19 protein-coding genes are annotated in these 21,515 nt (G+C 55.9%); 8 read left to right on the forward strand and 11 right to left on the reverse strand.

Features of this window, described 5'->3' with window-relative positions; genetic code table 11:
• Position 1 precedes the first annotated feature (1 nt).
• Positions 2-670: an ABC transporter ATP-binding protein gene (locus RHM69_RS08955; RefSeq protein WP_020301318.1), complete on the reverse strand. Its 669-nt coding sequence runs from the start codon at positions 668-670 to the stop codon at positions 2-4.
• Between the two features lie 274 nt (positions 671-944).
• Here RHM69_RS08955 and RHM69_RS08960 point away from each other — a divergent pair, with 274 nt between their 5' ends.
• From RHM69_RS08960 to RHM69_RS08975, 4 genes are all read left to right on the forward strand, one after another.
• Entirely contained in the window at positions 945-1,625 is a 681-nt protein-coding gene (locus tag RHM69_RS08960; protein WP_200599304.1) for a histidine phosphatase family protein, read from the forward strand.
• A 181-nt stretch (positions 1,626-1,806) separates the two neighbouring features.
• Positions 1,807-3,462 (forward strand): lipid IV(A) 4-amino-4-deoxy-L-arabinosyltransferase, encoded by a 1,656-nt coding sequence (gene arnT, locus RHM69_RS08965; protein ID WP_200599306.1) that lies wholly within the window; start codon positions 1,807-1,809, stop codon positions 3,460-3,462.
• 28 nt (positions 3,463-3,490) lie between these two features.
• Positions 3,491-5,008 carry an ArnT family glycosyltransferase gene (locus RHM69_RS08970; protein WP_200599308.1) on the forward strand — a complete coding sequence of 506 codons (1,518 nt, stop codon included), beginning with the start codon at positions 3,491-3,493 and terminating at the stop codon, positions 5,006-5,008.
• 335 nt (positions 5,009-5,343) lie between these two features.
• Complete coding sequence (locus RHM69_RS08975; RefSeq protein ID WP_014719058.1) at positions 5,344-5,652, forward strand: DUF6124 family protein; 309 nt, start codon at positions 5,344-5,346, stop codon at positions 5,650-5,652.
• A 398-nt stretch (positions 5,653-6,050) separates the two neighbouring features.
• Here RHM69_RS08975 and RHM69_RS08980 read toward each other — a convergent pair whose 3' ends face one another.
• The 7 genes from RHM69_RS08980 to RHM69_RS09010 form a co-directional block, all read right to left on the reverse strand.
• A complete protein-coding gene (locus RHM69_RS08980; RefSeq protein WP_200599310.1) occupies positions 6,051-6,764 on the reverse strand; it encodes an AAA family ATPase in 714 nt (237 codons plus the stop codon).
• On the reverse strand, positions 6,764-7,507 hold the full coding sequence (locus tag RHM69_RS08985; protein WP_200599312.1) for an ABC transporter permease: 744 nt from the start codon (positions 7,505-7,507) through the stop codon (positions 6,764-6,766). The genes RHM69_RS08980 and RHM69_RS08985 overlap by 1 nt, the downstream gene beginning before the upstream one ends.
• Positions 7,508-7,515: 8 nt before the next feature.
• Positions 7,516-8,556 (reverse strand): YcaO-like family protein, encoded by a 1,041-nt coding sequence (locus RHM69_RS08990; RefSeq protein WP_322255491.1) that lies wholly within the window; start codon positions 8,554-8,556, stop codon positions 7,516-7,518.
• 144 nt (positions 8,557-8,700) lie between these two features.
• A complete protein-coding gene (locus tag RHM69_RS08995; RefSeq protein ID WP_200599316.1) occupies positions 8,701-9,510 on the reverse strand; it encodes a SagB/ThcOx family dehydrogenase in 810 nt (269 codons plus the stop codon).
• Positions 9,507-10,352, reverse strand: a complete 846-nt coding sequence (locus tag RHM69_RS09000; protein ID WP_322255492.1) for an McbB family protein — start codon at positions 10,350-10,352, stop codon at positions 9,507-9,509. The genes RHM69_RS08995 and RHM69_RS09000 overlap by 4 nt, the downstream gene beginning before the upstream one ends.
• Complete coding sequence (locus RHM69_RS09005; protein ID WP_004577240.1) at positions 10,346-11,308, reverse strand: IS30-like element ISPpu17 family transposase; 963 nt, start codon at positions 11,306-11,308, stop codon at positions 10,346-10,348. The genes RHM69_RS09000 and RHM69_RS09005 overlap by 7 nt, the downstream gene beginning before the upstream one ends.
• A gap of 316 nt (positions 11,309-11,624) precedes the next feature.
• The gene (locus RHM69_RS09010; protein WP_014719118.1) at positions 11,625-12,665 is read right to left on the reverse strand and encodes a LacI family DNA-binding transcriptional regulator; all 1,041 of its coding nucleotides are present in this window, start codon (positions 12,663-12,665) and stop codon (positions 11,625-11,627) included.
• Between the two features lie 197 nt (positions 12,666-12,862).
• On the opposite strand from RHM69_RS09010, the gene RHM69_RS09015 reads away from it, so the two are divergent.
• Entirely contained in the window at positions 12,863-15,055 is a 2,193-nt protein-coding gene (locus RHM69_RS09015; RefSeq protein ID WP_102666123.1) for a TonB-dependent receptor, read from the forward strand.
• Position 15,056: 1 nt separating this feature from the next.
• A complete protein-coding gene (locus tag RHM69_RS09020; RefSeq protein ID WP_014719120.1) occupies positions 15,057-16,388 on the forward strand; it encodes an LLM class flavin-dependent oxidoreductase in 1,332 nt (443 codons plus the stop codon).
• 40 nt (positions 16,389-16,428) lie between these two features.
• On the opposite strand, the gene aqpZ is transcribed toward RHM69_RS09020, so the two are convergent.
• Positions 16,429-17,121, reverse strand: coding sequence for an aquaporin Z (aqpZ, locus tag RHM69_RS09025; protein WP_014719121.1), 693 nt, complete (start codon positions 17,119-17,121; stop codon positions 16,429-16,431).
• 524 nt (positions 17,122-17,645) lie between these two features.
• Between aqpZ and RHM69_RS09030 the strand changes: the two genes are divergently transcribed.
• Positions 17,646-17,978, forward strand: a complete 333-nt coding sequence (locus RHM69_RS09030; RefSeq protein WP_058410054.1) for a hypothetical protein — start codon at positions 17,646-17,648, stop codon at positions 17,976-17,978.
• Positions 17,979-18,320: 342 nt separating this feature from the next.
• Positions 18,321-19,784 (forward strand): tyrosine-type recombinase/integrase, encoded by a 1,464-nt coding sequence (locus tag RHM69_RS09035; protein ID WP_069557018.1) that lies wholly within the window; start codon positions 18,321-18,323, stop codon positions 19,782-19,784.
• A 60-nt stretch (positions 19,785-19,844) separates the two neighbouring features.
• Here the strand turns inward: RHM69_RS09035 and RHM69_RS09040 are convergent, their stop codons facing one another.
• The gene (locus RHM69_RS09040) at positions 19,845-20,669 is read right to left on the reverse strand and encodes a YaaC family protein (RefSeq protein ID WP_322255493.1); all 825 of its coding nucleotides are present in this window, start codon (positions 20,667-20,669) and stop codon (positions 19,845-19,847) included.
• The gene (locus tag RHM69_RS09045; RefSeq protein ID WP_256557699.1) at positions 20,579-21,358 is read right to left on the reverse strand and encodes a hypothetical protein; all 780 of its coding nucleotides are present in this window, start codon (positions 21,356-21,358) and stop codon (positions 20,579-20,581) included. Before RHM69_RS09045 ends, RHM69_RS09040 begins: the two co-directional genes overlap by 91 nt.
• Between the last annotated feature and the right edge of the window lie 157 nt (positions 21,359-21,515).

Raw genomic sequence — 21,515 nt, forward strand, 5'->3', positions numbered from 1 at the left:
TTCAGCGCGCGTCCATTGGCACGACACGGCCACGGTGCAGCACCACTTGCCGGTCAAGCCGTGCGGCCAGGCGCGGGCTGTGGGTGACCATCAGCAGGCTGGTGGGGCTGTCCCGCAGCAGGTCCAACAGCAGTTGCAGCACTTCATCGCTGGTGGCTTCGTCGAGGTTGCCGGTGGGCTCATCGGCCAGCAACAAACCCGGTCGCGAGGCCAGCGCCCGCCCGACGGCAACCCGTTGCTGCTGGCCACCGGAGAGTTGCTCGGGGTAACGCCGGAGCAAGTCGCCCAGTCCCAGGCGCTCCACCAATTGCGCTTGCCAGTGCGGGTCGAAACGCCCTGCCAGCCGCGCCTGGAACGCCAGGTTGTCTTCCACGCGCAAGCTGCCGATGAGGTTGAACTGCTGGAAGACCAGACCGATTTGCGTGCGGCGCCAATGGGCCAGTTGCCCTTCGTTGAGTTGGTCGAGGCGCTGCTCGCCGATGCGGATGCTGCCGGCGTCCACTCGGTCCAGCCCGGCCACCAGGTGCAGCAAGGTGCTTTTGCCACTGCCCGATTCGCCCATCAGCGCCAGGCTGCTGCGCTCACCCAGGTGCAGGTCGACGCCGGCCAGGACGGTCAGCGGGCCTTGCGGGGTCGCGTAGTTTTTAACAACACCTTGCACCTGCAACATAAGAACGCTCATCTGAAGGACCAGCAACGAGAATAACGGCTGACGCTCCTGCCCACGCAAATTTTTCACATGGATTTCACCGTCTGCCCATCCACCGAACTTTAAAGTGCCCGCCAACTCGTGGTGACTCACAACTTATTAGTTAATCCAAGTGACACTCCTAACATGCAAGTGTTCAGCAAAAAGACAGCGGCGCTGTGACAGTCTCCTGCCTCACCAAGGGCAACTGCCCAATCGTGCAGCCTTTTTATAAACACAATAAACAGTGCCGAGGATGAACCGCGTGGCAGACATGATCCTGGCCAACCCCCAACCCAAAAGGTCAAGGTTAAAACGCCTGAGAAAATACCGCCTGCACCTGCTTGGCATCAGCGTCACCGCCTTGTTGTTGACGGGCTTTTTATTCTGGCCCAGCTCGCCCCTGGACCTGGGCGTGGGCAATCGCCTGGTGACCTCCGGGGTGCTCGCCAGTTGGCGCGAGGGTGAGCTGGTGGTGCTGGTGCGCCATGAGGAGCGCTGCGACCGCTCTGCCAACCCCTGCTTCGGCCCTGCCGATGGCCTGACCATCAACGGTACTGAACGCGCCGTCGAACTGGGCAAAGCCTTTGATTCATTGGGCATGGCCCTGACCGACGTACTCAGCAGCCCCACCACGCGAACCGCGCAGACGTCACTGTTCATGTTCGGCAAGACCGAACTGTCCCCCGGCCCGCTGGCCATCTGCGGCGACGCCATGGGCGATGAAATCCTCGGCCACAAACAGCCGGGACGCAACCTGATGCTGATCACCCACAGCGCCTGCATGAGCGACTTCCAGACCAGCCTGGGCTTCCCTCACGCAGCCGCTGCAGAGTACGGCAGCGCACTGTTCGTCAAGGTGCTGCCCAACGGCACCTTCAAGGCCATGGGCACCATGAACAGCGAAGAGTGGACCGCCGCACTCAAACAACTTTAATTACACTTGTTTACATATTAAGCCACAACGTGTTCAGCAAAACGACAGCCCTGTTCTGGCATGTTTAGTCGCGTCTGTTAGTTATGTTTTCCTACAACTACTTAGTGACCCTTACGATGCTTCACCCTATTAAGTTAATACCGCCATTGCCCGTACTTGAACGTTATAGAGCGATGTGCGCATGCCCCGCGTAAACCCTCTGGCCTGGCTATTGCTGGGCGTTGCCGTGTTCATCTTGTTGCCCCTGGGCTTTCACGGTTTATGGACGCCAGACGAAACCCGCTACGCCCAGGTCAGCCAGGAAATGCTGATGAGCGGCAACTGGGTGGCGCCGCACTTCATGGGCGTGCGTTATTTCGAGAAGCCCGCCGCCGGCTATTGGCTCATCGCCCTCGGCCAGACGGTGTTCGGTGAAAACCTGTTCGGTGTGCGCATCGCCTCGGTCCTGAGCACAGTCCTGAGCGTGGTGCTGGCCTACCTGCTCGCCCGGCGCGTGTGGAATGACCCGCGCAAGAGCTTTGCCTGCGCGCTGCTCTACCTGAGTTTTGGCCTGGTAGCCGGGCAAGCCGGGTATGCCAACCTCGACCCGCAATTCACCCTGTGGGTGAACCTGAGCCTGGTGGCGTTGTGGTTTGCCCTGGACTGCCGCACGCCACGCGAACGCCTCTGTGCCTGGGCGGTGTTGGGGGTGGCCTGCGCCATGGGGTTCATGACCAAGGGCTTCCTGGCCTGGCTGTTGCCGGTGCTGATCGCCGTGCCCTACCTGGTCTGGCAGCGTCGCGTCGGTGAGTTGATGCGCTACGGGCCGCTGGCGGTGCTGGTTGCCGTGCTGGTGTGCCTGCCATGGGCCCTGGCGATCCACCTGCGCGAACCAGATTACTGGCATTTCTTTTTCTGGCATGAGCATATCCGCCGCTTTGCCGCCGACAACGCACAGCATGCGCGGCCGCTGTGGTTCTTCCTGCCGATCATGGTGGTGGCGTGCCTGCCGTGGGCCGCCTTGCTACCCGGCACCCTGCTAAAAACCTGGCAGGAAAAGCGCCAGCCGGCGATTGCCTTTCTCGCGCTGTGGCTGCTGCTGCCCCTGGGCTTTTTCAGCCTGAGCAAAGGTAAATTGCCGACCTACATCATGCCGTGCCTGTTGCCCCTGGCCTTGTTGATGGGCCACGGTTTGATCGACCTGATCAAGCAAGGCAAGGCGCGCCCACTGGTCATCAACGGCGCGCTCAATTTCGTGCTCGGCATGACGGCCATGGCTGCGCTGATTTACCTGCAAATCACCCGCCCGCTGTACGGCAATAGCCATGCGCAGATGTTCAACCTGTCCCTGACGTTTATCGTGCTGCTGGGCTGGATCCTCGCCAACCTGCTGCAAGCGGTGCGCCCGTTGACGTTGTGGGCGATGCCCGCCCTGGGCATTGGCTTGCTGGTGGCCCTGCTACCGGCGGGCATGCCGGCCCTGATCGAAGATAACGAGATGCCCGACCAATTCGTGCTGGAACATCTGGACGAACTGCAACCTACCCGTGCTTTGCTAAGCAATGACCTGGGCCTGGCATCGGCCTTGACCTGGCGCCTGCGCCGGCCCGATGTGGCGTTTTATAACACCCAGGGCGAGCTGCGCTACGGCTTGAACTACGAAGACGCGGCACAGCGCAAGGTCACGCCGGACAGCGTCCAGGCCTGGCTGGTCGAGGCACGCCAACACGGGCCGGTCGGCGTGCTAATGCAGGTCAAGAGCACCAGCGAACATCGCGAAGAAGGGAAATTGCCCCCCGGCGGCAAACGCTATCGCAAGGGCAACCTGGTGCTGACGATTTACCCCCAACAACCTTGAATGCAGCGCCTGCCACAGGGACCACCCCATGAGCTTCTGGAAAACCGAACGCGGCGCCCTGGTGTTACTGCTGGGCACCTCGGCCTTGCTGCTCTTGCTGGGCCTGGGCAGCCGCGACCTGTGGGGGCCGGAAACGCGCTGGGCGAATATCGCCTTGCAGATGCTGCAAAGCGGTGACTACTTCGACCCATACCTCAAAGGCACGCCGTATTACGACAAACCCCTGCCCTCCTATTGGCTGATTACCGGGTTTGCCCACCTGCTGGGCGGCCTCGGCCCCTGGTCGCTGCGCCTGTCATCGGTGCTTGCCGCATGGTTGAGCATCTGGCTGGTGTACCTGATCGGTGAACGCCTGTTTCGCAAAGGCACCGGGCTGATTGCCGGGTGGATGCTCGCCACCACCTTCTACTTCCTGTTCTGGGCCCGCGTGGCCACCGCCGATGTCCTCACCGTGTGTGGCGTACTGGCAGCGGTGTGGTGGTATTGGCGTGGGCCGGATGACACGCGGCTGGGGCGCTACACGGTGTTTTTCCTGTTGCTGGCCGCCACCTCGCTGTTCAAGGGTTTGATCGGTGTGGTGCTGCCGGCGCTGATGCTGTTGCCACACTTGCTCAGCGAACACCGCTACAAACGCCACCTCAACCTGCGCCTGGTGCTGGCCCTGCTCATCGCCGGCGTGGTGTATGCGATTCCCTTTGTACTGTCCCACCGCTACGGCGCCCCCACTTACGGCGAGAGCGGCCTGGAGCTGGTGTTCCGGGAAAACGTGGTGCGCTTCTTCGACCCCTTCGACCATATGGGGCCGATCTACACCTACCTGATCTACTTGCCGGTCTACACCCTGCCCTGGGCACCCTGCTGGTTACTTGGCCTGTGGCTGGCCGTGCGCAACTGGCGCAAGGCGCCGCCCAACGTACGCTGGCTAGTGTGGGGCCTGGGCCTGTTGTTTGTATTCTTCACCGTCAGCGGCAGCCGCCGCAGCTACTACGTGTTGCCGCTGGTACCCTTTGCCCAACTGCTCGCCGCCTGGTGGCTGAGTGAACGCCTGCGCAAAAAACCGATGAGCTGGCCGCGCTGGCAAACAGGCTTTGGCCTCAGCGCAGGCCTGCTCTTGCTGGTGCTGGGCGTGATCTACCCTTGGACAAATGGCAACGGCGGCGTTACCCGCTTCGCCGCCGACCTGCAAGCCCAGGCGGAGAAAAGCGCGCCCTGGACCCAATGGCAACTGGTGCTGGTAGAGGTCGACAACAAGCTGCCCATGTACCTGCAAAACCACGGTAAACCTTTCTACTACGTCAGCGAAAGCCAGGACTTCCCGCGCCAGGGCAACAGCGTCGCGTTCATGGCCTGGTTGGAAAAAACCAGCGGCCAGGGGTTTGATCCGCAACGCACGATTATCGTCACGCAGTATTCCAAGGACGAGCCGACGCCGTTGGCGTTTCTGGGGGTGGATCATCAGATGGTGACGACCCAGCCGGATAATGGGGAGCGGTTGTTCAGGGCGCGTGAGGGAGGGAGTGTGGCGTTTGTTCCGGGGATACGCTGAGGCACTGTACTTGCTGGCTTTTGTCATGGTTTGTAAAGGGCCAGCAAGCCGTGTCCCTTTAAATTGCAGGACGTTTCCGAGACAATCCCCGCCGCCTTGTGCCGGTTGGAATCGGTGGCTAGTCTGCGGTCCGTCACTGCTCATCAGTGATCGGGTTTAGTCGCTCGTATCTTCCAACACGGCATGGTCTCCATGAGTTTTATGGTGGCTGTGCGTAGGGCACCTTCGGGTGCGCCGGATGTTTCGTGTTGGGCCGGTCGACTAACCTGCGTACAGCCGCCACCCTCGTTTAGTCGCGACGGGTGTCGTCTCCTAATCCAACGCGGAGCTACACCATGAATAAAGTCCTACCCGATCCACCCCTCGATCCTGCAAAAGACCGTGCCGCGTTCAACCGCGCCATCGACCATTACCTACCCAGCCAGGGTTTCCACAACGTCAACGACGATCTGAGTTTTGAAGATGCCTTGCTCTACACCGCCAGCTTGCTCGACAGCGCTTCGGCAACGGCGCTCGATTGCGGCGAGCTGCTGGATAACCCAGGACGGGCGAAGATTCTGGCGGTGTGGCATTTGTTGGAGATTGCCAAGACGACGGTAGATCGCTCTATTGAGTGCGTGAAGCCTTTGAAGCCAACAACTTAAAATGTAAAAGCGGGCTTGCTCGTATTCTGTAGGAGCGAGCTTGCTCGCGAAAAACTCACAGGCGCCGCGTTTATTCAGGAGGCACGCGTTATCGTTGAGGTTTTTCGCGAGCAAGCTCGCTCCTACAGTGGTATTGATGCAAATACCTTGATAGCTCAGGCGAACCGGGTCGATGCCATCGCAGGCAAGCCAGCTCCCACATGGGTTCGCAGGGCATCAGTTGGATCAATGTCGGCTGTCAGGCCGTCACGGGAGCAAGCTCCCTCGCCACAGTTACCGGGTCACTCTCAACTGACAAGCGTCGGGCTTGCTCGCTATGGTGATAGCTCCATCGAGGACCACTATCGCGGAGAAACCCGTTCCCATCTCGCAAGCATTCAGACACAGCTACCAACATCTCAAGTTCTGGGCAGGCTCGCAGCGTGAATAAATGCCTCATCCAAAGTACTGCCGCCATACCTGCTCAAAAAGCCCTCGGCATTGGAAAACCGATTAAAGCGTTGTTGGCATAGCATGTAAAAGTCATCGCAGTGAGTGACGATCTCGTCAATGTTATGCGACGACACGAGTATCGCCACACCCTCTGCCGCCGCGCCCTCCAGACACCGCCAAATGTGGTACCGAAATTCCGGGTCAACCCCCGCTGTGGGCTCATCCAAAATCACAAGGTCTGCGTTAACGGACAATAACGACAAGGTGAAAAACCAGCGCTTTTCACCATAGCTGCAAAGGGATGATTTCTTCTTCCAGATTTCGCAATAGCGTTCAGCAATACCAGGGCTCCACTTTTCAATTTTTTCCAAAGCGTGCCGCTGGGTAACGCGCGTATCGGAGCAAAAAAGCATCATCATGTTAAAAACATCGAACATTCGAAATACTGGAGGCGTTGCGATGATCTGTGACAGGTAAAGTAGCTTGGAAAATGAATGTTGCACTTCACCGCCATTCAATTTCTTCAGGCCACAGATTACGTCAAAAAACGTAGTTTTTCCGGAACCATTAGGCCCCAACAAACCTGTCATTGTGCCGGCCTCGACTTCCAATGAGGCACTCTTGAATAAAATATGCTGACCGTACCTAACGTCCAGTGCATCCACGATTAGCCGTTTCATCAGTACCGACTCCAAACGGGGTTGATGAGTAAAAATCGGAACACAAACCACCCTGTGACAATGATCATTCCTAAAATCGACGCTACCAACGTAGCGGACCCGGTTACCCCCACCAACATCAGGCGATTGGCCCACCCCATCGGATTAAAAAGACCGATTACGTTAAATAGTGAATACGAGGTGCTAAGGCTACCGATACCCAGCGCCAACATAGAGACTGATAATATGGAGAAAAGAGTATTAGTATTTTGAAAGCCTATGGGCACCAGCGTCAACAATAAGGACGGAGTAGAGAAAAGCAAAAAACACATATAGAAACGACCAACAATAACCAACCACTCTTCCAGGGCCATCAAACCAAAATAGCCCCGCGTCAGCACATAAAACACCGAGCAATAAATAACCGACATAAATGAGTACGCTAAAAACTGCCCAGCGAGAAAGGTGATCTTAGTACGCTTTGTATACACAAAGGAACGCAAAAAACCACTCTCCCTTCGCCCCACTATATAAAACGCCAAACCAAACAGTGCAACGCTTGAAGAGATGAAAGCGTAAAACCATGAAGTGGCAGATGCGTAGTCACGTAAAGATTCTCCGCCAGTGTACCCAGCGTAAGTAATCAAGTAGAAGGTTACCACTGGGGATATTACGATCCACAACAGGGCGACCGGCTCTTTCAATTGTTCCTTGATAAAAAGCTTCGCCAGCAAGAAAGGCTTAGATAATGGGTAGATATGCATAACTCACCTCACGGAAACGGCACCATTTTGTTCAGACGAGACGAAAATATTAAAGACTCAAAGCTTTTTGAGTAACTATTTCTCAGATTTATGTTTTTTGAATTATTCATATGAAGAAACAGATCAGGTGAAACATACTTTGCAAAGACGCAATTAACTCCATTAATCCTGGCGCGCCGAGAATAAAAATAACCCGACACACCCAACCCGTTAAGCACCGACAGAAAAACCTCCAATGAAAACTCCAAAGAGGTCTCCCTATCGTCACCATCAGCAACCAGATAATCGGTTATTTCACGATAGGTACCATACTCATTACAGGTCATAAAATAGCGAAGATAGTCATCCTCCACTTTTCGCTCATCAGACCCGATCGATTTAAACAAATCCATAAAACGATAAGTTTGCCACAGCTCAAGCAGCGCTTTTTCCAACGCTTCGCCGACGTCACCTGAATAGGACATACCCGCACAATACTTTACATGTCGATCACCATCATTTTGGCCATAAACCGCCAACAAACAAACCCCAGGAAAACGTTTGTCAGAAATATCGAAAATGGAAACCTCACCGGAAAATATTAGCGCATCATATAAATATTTAACATTCCTCCCTCGTAACAGACACTCAACTTTACCGAGCGAGAACAGTGCTTGGCACTGCTTAGTCAGCCAAAACCTCAGTAGAAATTGTCGTTCAAGATACTCTTTTACAGCTCCTAAAAACGCAATATCTACGTTCCAGTAAAAGCTGCACCCACAGGTGTCTCTCAGCGGATATAAAAAATTATCCTTTTCGAGGCCGTGCGCAGAAAGAGAAATACATATAGTGGGAATTAAGCACTCAGAAAAATCAGAAGCTCTCATGACTTGCGTCAGTGAGAAGTGATGTTTTATAACCTCTTCAATTGATATCAGCCTTGAAGCCGTCTGTGTAAGAGCGCTGGCAAAACTATCAACTTCAGCTCTCGTCAACGAGTCACTAAGAAAGCCGCGCTTTATCGACAAAACCTCTCTATAAAAATGACGCCTTTCAAAATACTCTCCCAAGGCAGTTTTGATAGAGCGTGCGCCCCGCCCACCCCTGACCCGTTAACTGAAAGAGCGTCTGACACCTCTACAGAATTTGGTAAATAGAGCAGTCCGGCAGGTTGAAACAATAATGCTCCAGGAAGATCCGGCTTCTGCATTGCATTAACAAGTTTCATGCTGCTTACCTATTAAATGAATACATACAGGAAAAAACAGAGCGGGGTTAACCCCCAGCAACTTACATACCATGGAGTCCGTATAAGCAGACCACGGGCGGCAGGCAAGTCCTAATTTTTTTGCTTGAATCTCCACAAGCATATAAATAGAGCCAACTTCCATAAGCGCCATGCGATAACCACGATACCTATATTTGAAAATATTTTTAGGCATATAGACTGAATAAACAATAGCCAAACTCGGAAAACCAAGCTGTTCTCCAGACGAACCCATTATAGCTGCCTTCACATATTCAAAATCCACATCCACCTGCATCACTTCAAACCTCCTAGAACTAGGAAGCAAGTGCAAAACGCGCTCTTTAATGGGCCAGTCTGCATTACTCTCATCGAGTGAACAAATGAAGATCTCAACAGGGTAAAGTGCTCCTGCACTCGGATACCCACGTTTGTGTGCTCCGACATTCCTAGAGACAAGAGGTGACACCAGCTTTTCAAGCACTTCAAAGTTCAGAGACGCTGACAAAAACTTCTCGCATGATTCATTTCTGTATAAGCATTCAGCCCTATCTTCCTCGGACAATCCAAGGCTGACCGTTAGCCCCATATCAGGATAGAGTACGAGCTCATTCCCGGTTAACTGGCTCAGATGTTCTTCGTCCAGTGTATGGAGGCCAGTGCAATGTTGAAACGCTGTATGAAATGTGAAGTTGCCTTTACTATGAAAATCAAGCACTGCCTCATAGACGGCAGGGTCTATAAATCTAAAATAATAGTCATGCGGAATATTTTTCACTTCCTTACCTCCAGGCAATCGCAGATATACCAGTGGGAACTGGACTCTTGAAATATTCTGCCGTCACTTAATTGCACATACGAGGAGCACAACACATCATCATGATACTTGCGCAATACGCCGCTCTCAGTAAAAAACTTCACATTGCTAATAATTGCACCAATAACCACCAACTCTTGATACAAACTTAACTTCTTAAAGGGCACATTGACATGTTCATTCTTACAAAACGCCAATGCCGATGCCCAGTTGTTTTTCACCCGTTTGACTGACTCATTATGAATAAGTCTATCAACGGTACAAAAATGACAAGGGTTTCCGACCTCCGAGATATAAGGTTGCCCGATGCAAAAAAAACCGCCCATCGGCCAACAAACGCTAATAGCGCTAGCTGGTGATATTTTTGCCAAGTCAAAATGTATTTTTTTCAGGCCCTCATAATCATAAGAATGGCATAACAACACAATAAAACATCTAAACCCCGCTAAAGAACTTACTATATCACTTGAAAAATCTTTAAACTCTACGACACCCGATAACTCTTGTCTAAATAAGTCTTCAATCGCTGCAGTCCCTTCCCACGAATGCACAACTATAGTCTTTTCAAAATAAAGCTCCTTAGCCGCCGTGAACGGAATTATTTTCTCCAGAAACTCAAATGCACTGGCTGCATTCAAGCCATTATCGGCGAGTATTTCATCCAACTCATCCTTCGTCAGCGCACGAGACATTTGTATCTGTCGCAACGCCTTCAAGATCGGTCGTGAATGCACCTTAGAGATACCCGCATCGGATATTACTAAACTTTCCGTTTCAAAATTGAGAATCCCTGAATTCAACACATAAGTGCAACGCTCACCCCTGTATGCACTTCGTACGGCGTCTTCCAGCCCAAGCGCTTGCGCGGGCGTAGATTGATCCTCGCTACTGTCCGATTGACGGCTTCGACGGTCAGCTTGCTGAAGTCGCTGCCCTTGGGGAAATACTGGCGGAGCAGACCGTTGGTGTTTTCATTGGTGCCACGTTGCCAGGATGAATAGGGGTCTGCAAAAAAGACCTGGCACTGGCTCCGTAGCGCGATGCGTTCATGCCCGGCAAACTCCCTTCCGTTATCCAGCGTCAGCGTGTGAGCGGCATGGCCCTGAAGCATCAGATTGATCGCCCGCGTTACCTGCCGGCGCGTTCTGCGCTTGACCGGATAGGCGCTCAGATAGCCGCTTTTGCGATCAACCAGGGTCACCAGGTTACCGCCCAGTCCATGTACCGTATCGCCCTCCCAGTCCCCCAGGCGCTCGCGGCTTTCGACCTCGGCTGGGCGTTCACTGATTGACACGCGATTACGCAGCTGCCCGCGCCGATCGTGGCTTCCATAGCGTTTCCGGTAGCGCTTTCGGCGATGTCGCAGATAGGTATAAAGCTCACCACCGGCGCGCTGTTCGGCGGCAATGAACCGATAAATCCACTCATGGCTGACCGCCCGGCTTGGCTGCTCCTGCTTCAACCGCTGGGCGATCTGCTCCGGACTCATGCCATGCTTGAGCCACACCGGGAGATGATGGCTGAGCCATGTCGCCGGCTTGCAAAACTTGCGCGCACCCGCTCGACGAGCATCACTTTCATGGGCCGCAGAAACAGCCTTGTAGATATTCTGGGTGCTGTTGCGGCGAACCTCGCGACTGATCGTCGAGGGATGCACGCCGACCCGCTTTGCAATGCTCGCCTGGCTCTCTGCGGCGCTCAAGCCAGCCTCAATCTGGTAACGTTGTCCCTGAGTCAGCTGCCGGTAATGCGTAGTCATCTGCGCTTGAATCCTTCGGTGTGAGAGCCTGGATTCTACCGGTGGCTGGCTCTCTGCCTCTCGTTTCAAGCGTTGCGCTTATTCTATGAATTCAGGAGGAATATCTAACGTTGCGAAAAGTATGGCTATTTAGAACTACCGAACAATGCCATTAGTTCGCCATAGCCCAGGCAGGCGTTAGCCGGGTGTATCGACTGGAAGTTATAGCCCTAGTTCCGGACGAGGGGGTAATTAAATACAAAACATTGCCAAATGCACTGATTTAGAGCGTTGACAGCCAATAGCCACTAGTTGCACTTAGCCATAATTAAGTTGTTCAGGTGCTCTCTCGTTCAATTAACTGACAGTGCAAAAGATTCAAGCGCTCAACTTCCTCATCGGTTGCTAATACACCCAGACTTTGCAGGACGCGTGTGGCGGCGAGCACACCGATCTCCAACGCGGGTGGCTGGAGGGTGCTGAGGCTGGGCAACAACATGTGGGCAAACGGGTAATCGCCAAAACCCAATACGGCACAGTCCTGGGGGATGCTCAGCCCGGCGCGTTGACCGGCCAGCAAACCGCCCGCGGCGAGGTTGTCATTGGCGAAGAAAATCGCGTCGGGCGTGATCGCCTGCCCCATCAGCGCTTCCATGGCTTGCTTGCCGGCTTCGAAGGGCGCACGGTCGGCGTCCGGCACAAAGACCCACGGGTGCACACCCAACTCGGAGAGGGTCGCGGTAAATCCATCGCGCCGCTCCAATGCGCTGAAGTCGCCCACTGCACTGTTTTGTACGAAGGCGATGCGTCGATAGCCTTTGCCATGCAAGTAGCGCGCGGCGGTGACGCCCACTTCATAATGAGAAAACCCCACTTGCAACGGCGCGCGTTCCGGCACGTAGTCCCAGGTTTCGACGATCGGTATATCTGCCTCGGCGATCATCTTCTCGGTGCCAGGGCTGTGAAAGCGGCTGGTCAGCACCAGCGCTGCCGGCGACCAACCGAGAAAAGCGCGCACCGCACTTTCCTCCTGCTCGATGCTGAAATAGCTGGAGGCCAGCAACAGCTGGTAGCCGTGACGACTGAGGGTGTCGCTGAAGCCCTGCAGCGTATTGGCAAAAATCGGCCCCGAGATATTCGGAGTCACCATCGCAACGATTTTGCCGCGCGCGGAGGCCAACCCGCCGGCCACCAGGTTCGGCACATACCCCAACTGCGCAACTACCTGGGCGATACGTTCACGGCGCTCGGGTGACACCTGTTCAGGTTGGTTGAAGTAACGCGACACCGTAATGGCCGACACCCCGGCCTGGCGCGCCACGGTATTGAGGGTGACGCGGCCGGCGCCCCGGCGCTTGCGCGGTTTTTGTTCGTTCACGGCAAAAACCTCAAAAAGGAATATAAAACTAATTTTTTAGTATTTGACGCTCTAAACCGACGCCTTCAATAATGCCGATGTTAGCGCTAACAAAGCGCACTGTCTGCTACTCGCTCGAGCGAATGCCCAAGACATTTTCAGGCGCTGAAGGTCGCAGAACCGCAGCGGACCAGGGTATTTTTTCGAGCGGGCACAGCATGCATAACTTTCCACGGCACACCCATTTGTTGCTTCTGGCTGGCCTCAGCGCCTTGCCCGTCTGCGGCGCTGTAGCGGCTGACGAACAGGAACCCACGCTCCAATCCGTGACAGTCACCGCTACCCGCCGCGAAGAATCGCTGCAAAAAGTCCCGGTGGCCGTCTCGGTGCTCGATGGCGAGCAACTGGAGCGTGACAATCGCAACGGGGTGGCGAGCATCGCGCAGCAAGTACCGTCGCTGAACTTTCGCACCGGCGCCTCGAACAAGGACACCTCGTTGTTCGTGCGCGGCGTGGGCACCATTTCAACCTCGCCGGGCGTTGAGCCAACGGTGGCTACGGTGATCGATGGCGTGGTCTATGCACGCCCCGGCCAGGCCACACTCGACCTGTTGGATTTGGAGCGCATCGAAGTGCTGCGTGGCCCGCAAGGCACGCTGTTCGGCAAGAACGCGTCGGCCGGTGTGCTGAATATCACCAGTAAGGCGCCGACTGCCCAGACCCACGGTTTTATCGACCAGTCGTTCTACAGCGGCCATGAAAGCCGCACGCGCTTTGGCATCGGTGGCAGCCTGGTGCCGGAGGTGCTCAAGGGCTCGATCAGTACTTTGTTCGGCAGCTACGACGGTAACGTCGACAACCGCCACAACGGCCAGGAGGTCAACGGTTACAACCACAAGGGCATTCGCGGCAAGCTGGAATTCACGCCCAACGACGACGTGACACTGACCCTGATCGCCGACTACATGCAATCCCACGACGACGCGCCCAATGGCGTGGTCAGCAAGTCCCTCAGCCCGGCGTTCAGCAATGCCTTGAGACCGGTGCGCGCCTCAAGTGACAACCGCGATATCAACACCGATACCCGCAGCCATGTGGAAGACATTAACAAGGGCTTGTCGGCGCAGTTGGATTGGAATCTGGGTGACTACACCCTCACGTCAATCACCGCCTGGCGCGGCTGGGACAACACTCAATATCAGGATGGCGACCGTCTGGGCACGGTCACCGCCGCGTTCCCCGGCACCGCTGACAAGGGCGACCTGGCGTTCGACCAATACTCCCAGGAGCTGCGCCTGGCCTCGCCCAAAGGCGAGTTCCTGGAGTACGTCGGCGGCCTGTTCTACATGCATGGCAAGGATGAGGAGACCTATCAGCGCACCCTCACCACCACGACGCGGGTCGATAGAGGCATTGCCGACTACAGCACCACCAGCGACAGCTACGCGGTGTTCGGCGAGACCACGCTCAACTTCACCTCGCGCTTTCGCGGCATCGCCGGGTTGCGTTACACCCATGACGACTTGCAGTACGACCATCGCCGCGTGTCCACCTCTGCCACTACCGTCAGCGGCATTCAACCGGCGACGTCGAGTTCCGGTTCGGTAGACGAGGATGGTTGGTCCGGTCGGCTGGGCGTGCAGTACGACCTCAGCGACAACATCACCAGCTACCTCACCTACTCACGTGGCTACAAAGGCCCGGCCTACAACGTGTTTTTCAACATGCAGCCGCGCGACACCGACGCGCTCAAGCCAGAAACCTCCAATACTTGGGAAGCCGGAATCAAGGCCACGGCCTGGAACAACCGCCTGACCACCAACCTGGCGGTGTTCCACAGTGACTACGACAACTACCAGGCCAACTTTTTCGACACCGTCGCCGGCCAAGTCGTGACGCGCCTGATCAACGCCGGCAGCGTCAGCACCGAAGGCGTCGAGCTCGATTACGCCCTGCAAGCCACTCAGCAACTCAAGCTCTCCGGCGCCCTGGCCTATACCCGAGCGCGCATCGATCAGTTCGCGTGCCCGCCAGGCGCAGCGGCAACCTGCAACGTCAATGGCAAACCACTGCCGTTCAGCCCGGACTGGAAAAGCTACGTGCGCGCCGACTACAGCATCCCCCTGGAGAACGGCCTGGATATCGAACTGGGCACTGACTACAGCTGGCAGAGCGAAGTGCAGTACGACATCAGCCAGAACCTCGACACCAAGCAAGGCGCCTACGGCCTCTGGAACGCCAGCGTGGCCCTGGCCGACTACACCAATGGCTGGCGCGTGGCGCTGTTGGCGAAGAACCTCGCTGACAAATCCTACTCACCGCTGCTGGCCAGCGGCGGCAACTACATCTACCGCGCCGTGCCTCGTGACGATGAGCGTTACTTCGGCGTGCAACTACGCAAGGATTTCTAGCATGGGCCGTCAACTCAAACTCGGCGCCTTCCTGATGGCCACCGGGCACCATGTGGCCGCCTGGCGCCACCCCGACGTACCGGCGAACGCTGGCCTGGACTTTGCCCACTACAAGCATTTGGCACGGGTGGCGGAAGCGGCGAAGTTCGACGCCCTGTTCGTGGCCGACAGCATTGCCGCCGCCACCGGCGAGGTCGCCAGCCAGATGGCGCGCTCGGATCATTTCGAGCCGCTCACCCTGCTCTCGGCCCTCAGTGCCGTGACCGAACATATCGGCCTGATCGCCACCGCCACCACCAGCTATAACGAGCCGTACCACGTGGCGCGCAAATTCGCCTCGCTGGATCACCTCTCCGGCGGTCGCGCAGGCTGGAACCTGGTGACCTCGGATAACGCGGCCGAGGCGCTGAATTTCGGTCGCGACGAGCACCTGGGGCATGCCGAACGCTACAGCCGCGCACGGGAATTTCATCAGGTGGTGACGGGGCTGTGGGACAGCTGGGACGACGACGCCTTCGTGCGCGACAAGGCCAGCGGGCGCTATTACGAGCCAAGTAAGCGCCATGTGCTGGACCATGTGGGCGAACACTTCCGAGTCAAAGGCCCCCTGAACGTGGCGCGCTCGCCCCAGGGCCAGCCTTTGATCGTGCAGGCTGGTTCCTCGGAAACCGGTCGTGAACTGGCCGCGCAGACCGCCGAAGTGGTGTTTACCGCGCAGACCTCATTGGCCGACGCGCAGGCCTTCTATAGCGACCTCAAAGCTCGCCTGGGCCAATACGGGCGCGAGGCCGACTCGCTGAAAATCATGCCGGGCGTGTTTGTGGTGGTGGGGCAAACCGAAGCCTTGGCCCAGGCCAAATTCGAAGCGTTCCAGGCGCTGGTCGAACCCGAGGTGGGGGTGGCGTTGCTGGGGCGCATGTTGGGTAATTTCGACCTGTCCGGCTACCCCCTGGATGGGCCGCTGCCCGAGTTACCCTTGACCGACAGCGGTCAACGCAGCCGCCAGCAACTGCTGAGTGAACTGGCCCAGCGCGAACACCTGACATTGGCGCAACTGGGCCGACGCATTGCCGGTGGCCGCGGTCATTACAGCGTGATCGGCACGCCGATTCAGATCGCCGATGAACTGCAGCGCTGGTTCGAAGAAGGTGCGGCGGATGGCTTCAATATTCTGGTACCGCACCTGCCGGGCGGGCTGGAGGATTTTGCCCGCCTGGTCATTCCCGAATTACAGCGACGCGGCTTGTTTCGTCGCGAATACACCGGCACCACACTGCGTGAAAACCTTGGTTTGGCGCGCCCGGGCAACCGTTACAAGGCGGCTCGATCATGAAGAACACGGCCAGCTCGCCGAGCAAAGGTGGCCTGAGCGATTACTGTTTTGTCGCCAACACGAACCTGTGCACCAGCCCACCACACACGCCACCGAGCAAAGGCACCACCCAGAACACCCACAACTGGGCTATCGCCCAATCGCCTTGAAACAGTGCCACGCCCGTACTACGCGCCGGGTTAACCGATGTATTGCTCACCGGAATGCTGATCAGGTGAATCAAGACCAGGGCGAACCCGATGGCCAGCGGCGCAAAACCGGCCGGCGCCTTTTTATCGGTAACACCCAGGATAATCAGCAGGAAAAACGCCGTGAGTACAAACTCGGTGACCACCACTGACAGAAACGAGAAGCCACCTGGAGAGTGCTCACCATAACCATTAGTGGCAAACCCGGCCGACACATCAAACCCGGCCTTGCCGCTGGCGATCAGGTACAGCACCCCGGCAGCTGCAATCGCACCCAGGACCTGAGTGAGGATGTAGGGCGCCACGTCCTTGCCGTCAATCCGCCCGGCGGCGAGCAAACCCAGGGTGACCGCGGGATTGAAATGCCCGCCGGAAATATGGCCGACGGCGTAGGCCATGGTTAATACGGTTAAGCCAAATGCCAAGGCCACGCCGACAAAGCCGATGCCCAGCTCAGGGAAGGCGGCAGCCAGAACGGCACTGCCGCAACCGCCCAGTACCAGCCAGAATGTGCCGAAGAACTCGGCGGCTAGACGTTTTGTCATCAGGTAACTCCTTGAAGTTAGGTCAAAGAGTGGGAGCCTAACAACGGGGTACCGGCGTTGGATGTGGGAAATTTCCTTGGTGTGTGGTGATTATGAAAAATGGCGACGGATGCTGGGAAGGGCATTTATTCCCTGAAAAAGCCCAACCGTCACCGATTGGGCTAATTCATTGAATAATATGGTCGGGACGGAGTGACTCGAACACCCGCCCCCTGGCGCCCCATGCAAGCGGACACCTCTGCTGGTCTCGGTCGTCGACTGGGCGATTTCAACGGAAAAGGCCGCGCTGAGAACAAAGTTGATGCCGATCTGCACGCCCATCCGTATGAACCTGGAGCCGAAAGCAGCCCCGCCCGGTAAAGGCTATGGATTACCTACCAGTCGGGTTGCCTTGAGGCGAAACAATAGCCCGGCGCTGGGCCGGGCTATCGTCATTGCTACCTGCTAAGCCAGCAGGTCTGCGTCCCGCTCCCGCCACAGAGCTTCCAGCTTCGTCAGCCCCATCCCGGTAATCAGCGTCGAGCATGTTGGGATCATGGTTCACCCCGCGCTCAGCCAACCAATGCCGGGCGCCATTGGTCGACTTTTTCAACCACGCCGCAGCCAAGAGCCTCTGCCCGGACAACCCAGCGGCCAGCACCATCAAACGAGTCGAGAAGAAGCAGCGCAAGCGGCACACCGTTGAGGGCCTGAAGGCTATCAGGGAAAAGTCGCCTGCCTGGCTACAGAACGCCATCGGCCTGGCGCTTATCATCGCTCAGCGGCGGACCGACATCCTAGGCATGCGTTTCGAGGGGCAGAAGATCTGCGGGTCATGCGAGCGAGGGCATGAACAAAAAATACCAGCGAGACCATGAGGAAATCATCTGGTCCGAGGCAGTTCCGGACCTGAATATCTGCGAAATCACTGGGTAGTTTTGTGCAGGTTTTGCGCAGGCACAAAAAAGCCGATTCATCTTATCGGCTTAAGTGACTGATTTTACTCAGGAATAAATGGTCGGGACGGAGTGATTCGAACACTCGACCCCTAGCACCCCATCTCCTTTTTCATACTTCTTGAAAGACTCCGAAATTGTACTCTGGATTTTTCTAAGCTAGTATTTACTTGAGCTCCAGCGGTGTTCTGCTCTACGAGAGTCCAGTAACGTCCATCAAGAGCCGACGTTTTTGTGGGGGTAAAAGTAGGGGAAGTCCGTTTCATGGCCAAAATTACCATCAAAGAACTCGAGTCGCTGACCGCCAATGATGCCGGCCGCATCCTCAGGGAGGATGGCAATCTCGCCGGTCGAATCTCAGTCCGTAAGGACGGTGTGTCGGTCAGCTTTTTCTATCGGTATCGCTGGGGCGAGCAGAACAAAGAGTACTCCTGCGGGTCCTGGCCGCGCAAATCCCTGACGGACATCCGCAAGGCCCGCAACCAGGCCCGTGCGCTCATCGATGAGCAGATCAATCCCAACGAGCAGAAGAAAACCGCCAAGGCACAGGCCTACGCCGCGGCTAACGTAGAGGCCGAACAAGTAAAAACGACGAAGGTGCAAACGCTGACCGTCCAGGATCTGGCCAAGGCGTGGCTGTTGGATGGCGTTGCGCGCAAAGACGGCAATGCCGAGTTGCAACGACGCTTTAACAAGGATCTTTTTCCGGCACTTGGCAAGACAGCGGTCAGCAGTGTGTCCGAACACGATGTTCGGGCGCTGATCCGCACCGTGGTCAACCGCGGCGCTCACCGGCAAGCCATCAGTTTCTTCGCCGACCTCACCCAGATGTTTAGCTGGGCTAGAAAGCGCCAACCTTGGCGGGCCTTATTGCTCGAGGGTGATCCAACTGAGCTGGTCGACATCTCCCCCTTGATCCCTGCCGACTACGAAGCCGAAAGAAGCCGCATCCTTTCGCCGGCTGAGCTGTTGGAACTGCACAACCGCTTCCAGCAAATGACCGCCGATTACGACGCCCTCCCCGCGGGCCAAAAATACGACGGCATTCGTCCGCTAAAGAAGGAAACGCAGCTCGCGCTCTGGATCAGCCTGGGCACGCTATGCCGGATTGGCGAGTTGCTGCAGGCCGAATGGAAAAATGTCGATCTAGACCAGCAGACCTGGTTCCTCCCGAGCGAAAACGTCAAAGGCTCCCGCGGCAAGAAACAAGACCACCATGTCTTCCTCTCCCCCTTCGGCCTGCATTTCTTTCAGGAACTCAAGACCCTGACAGGACATAGCCAATGGTGCTTTCCGAACAAGCAGGATGATGGGCATGTGGACGTGAAGGTGGTGAGCAAACAGGTGGGTGACCGCCAAGCCCGGTTCAAAAACCGCAAGGCCCTTTCCAGACGGCGTCACGACGATACCTTGGTCCTTGCCGACGGCCAGAACGGCGACTGGACGCCGCATGACCTGCGCCGCACGGGCGCCACCATGATGCAGGCCTTGGGGGTCAGCCTGGACGTCATCGATCGTTGCCAAAATCATGTGCTGGCCGGCTCGCGGGTGAGACGCCACTACCTGCATCACGACTATGCCGAAGAGAAGAAAAAAGCCTGGAACCTGTTGGGCGACCGACTCAGTGCCGTGCTGTCCTCAACCTATGAGCACCCACCTTCCGAGTCGATGATGTCTTTTCCAGCGTACGCCACCACTGGCCCCCTGCTGCCTCAATCGGATAGGTAGGTTTCCCGAATTTATCAACTGAAAGCGGATGGAGGAACGCTCAAGATCGTCAGCCCCCCCCTAGGAAAAAAACGAGCCGGGTTGATGTACAGAGATCGACTGACCGGTAATTTTCTCCAGAAACTGTTCTGGAAGAATGCGCTCAACTGCTGAGAGGAACGTCTCGATCAGTGACCTGAAATGATCAAGCTCCCCTTCCTGTATCTGCCGCCATAGGCTTGGACGATAGCGAACCAGAATGGACAACGCATAGAGCAACACCAAACATGTCGCTCGATACTCATTTATCGTTCCAAAGAGAGGCAGCATTAGCGCATGTCTTTTAAATGGGCTGTGATGTAGCTGAAGTGCATCCCACCAAATACTCGACTCCGGATGATCAATTGCCACACGGAAATGGCTTGCTGATGACCTAGACGAAACTTGGATGATCTCGCGAATTGCCCCAGGAAAAGCAGCAATATCATCCACCGTCATTCGCCCAGACTCATCTATCAAAAGAGCGTAGGTCGTCGTCGCACGGTGGTGCCGACCATTACTTTCTTGATCGTAAGCAGGAGTTACCCAAGAAGGTTTACCTTCAAATATGTCCTCAAAAAGATCCGCAACCTCAGGTATCCGAGAAAACAGCTGCTCCATCGTAAGCCAGCTTTCAACGGGCAGTGCTTTCAGTGCATCCAGACCGTCTGGTTTCCGTTTGGCAGCGACAAGTGAGTTTGCAGACATCGATTTAACCCAACTTGGGAAAAAACCCGAGACGAGCGCGCCAATGGCCAAACTCTCAAATCGGTCATCTAAACCATCATGGGTATAAAGGCCATGCCCTTTTTTGGTTGTTGCCTCCAACTCTGAGAGGGTTTGAGGACCACTTGGTGAAGCAAGCATCTCGGCAATGCGAACGACATTGTGCCGTAATACAGATTGAGTACACGTTGACTGACATTTCTTCGATCAATGGCACTGAAATAATCGGTGGCATTTCGGAGCGCGAAAGCAACGCCCTCTCCCTTTGACACAATAGTCGACGGCTCAAGGCTTAGGCTTTCAAGTTGAGCGCGACGGTCGACCATCTTTCGAGCAAGAGTCGCACTTTTTAACTGAGCAAGCCTCGCCCAGACTGCTTCTATCGGAGTTTCTGAAAGCAGCACTCGCCGCGGTGCCTGCAATTCTTCAATGCTCGTCTCTTCTGCTTTCATTGTCGTAGGCGCAAACTTTCCAGTGCTGCTTTCACGGTTCCATTCGATGAGAAGGGGTTGAAAATCGTCAATCGGCTTCACGGGAATGGATACCCCCATAGCGAATGACTCAACCATGTACGGCTGTCCGTTAAAAAAGATAACGGACACCTCTCCAGCCAGTTGCTTGTATACATTGTTGCTCGTCGCTGACGAATAGAGTACTGCGGCCGAACGCTCCGCCCCGCCTCTAGACGCCTTTACGACCACATACTCTCCTGCGGCAACCTCACGGACTATGGACGCTTCCCAGCCATGTCCGACTAGCTTGTCAAGCATATTTCTTTTCACTGCGTCCCGCAGAATATCTAAGCGCGCCTTCCATCCGCTGTCTTGCATATGCCTTCTCCATGCTCTGTCTTTCTACTAAGCATTATCGCAGCTTCAGTCATAGCATTGATTGATCGAATCCACAGCCAATAACGGCCATTCACGCTACGTTACTGAATAATTGGTTTTCGTAAAAAGCGGGTGGCAGAAGCCGACGCAACATTGC

The organism is Pseudomonas sp. CCI1.1 (assembly GCF_034348165.1).
In the GTDB taxonomy this organism is placed as follows: Bacteria; Pseudomonadota; Gammaproteobacteria; order Pseudomonadales; family Pseudomonadaceae; genus Aquipseudomonas; species Aquipseudomonas paracarnis.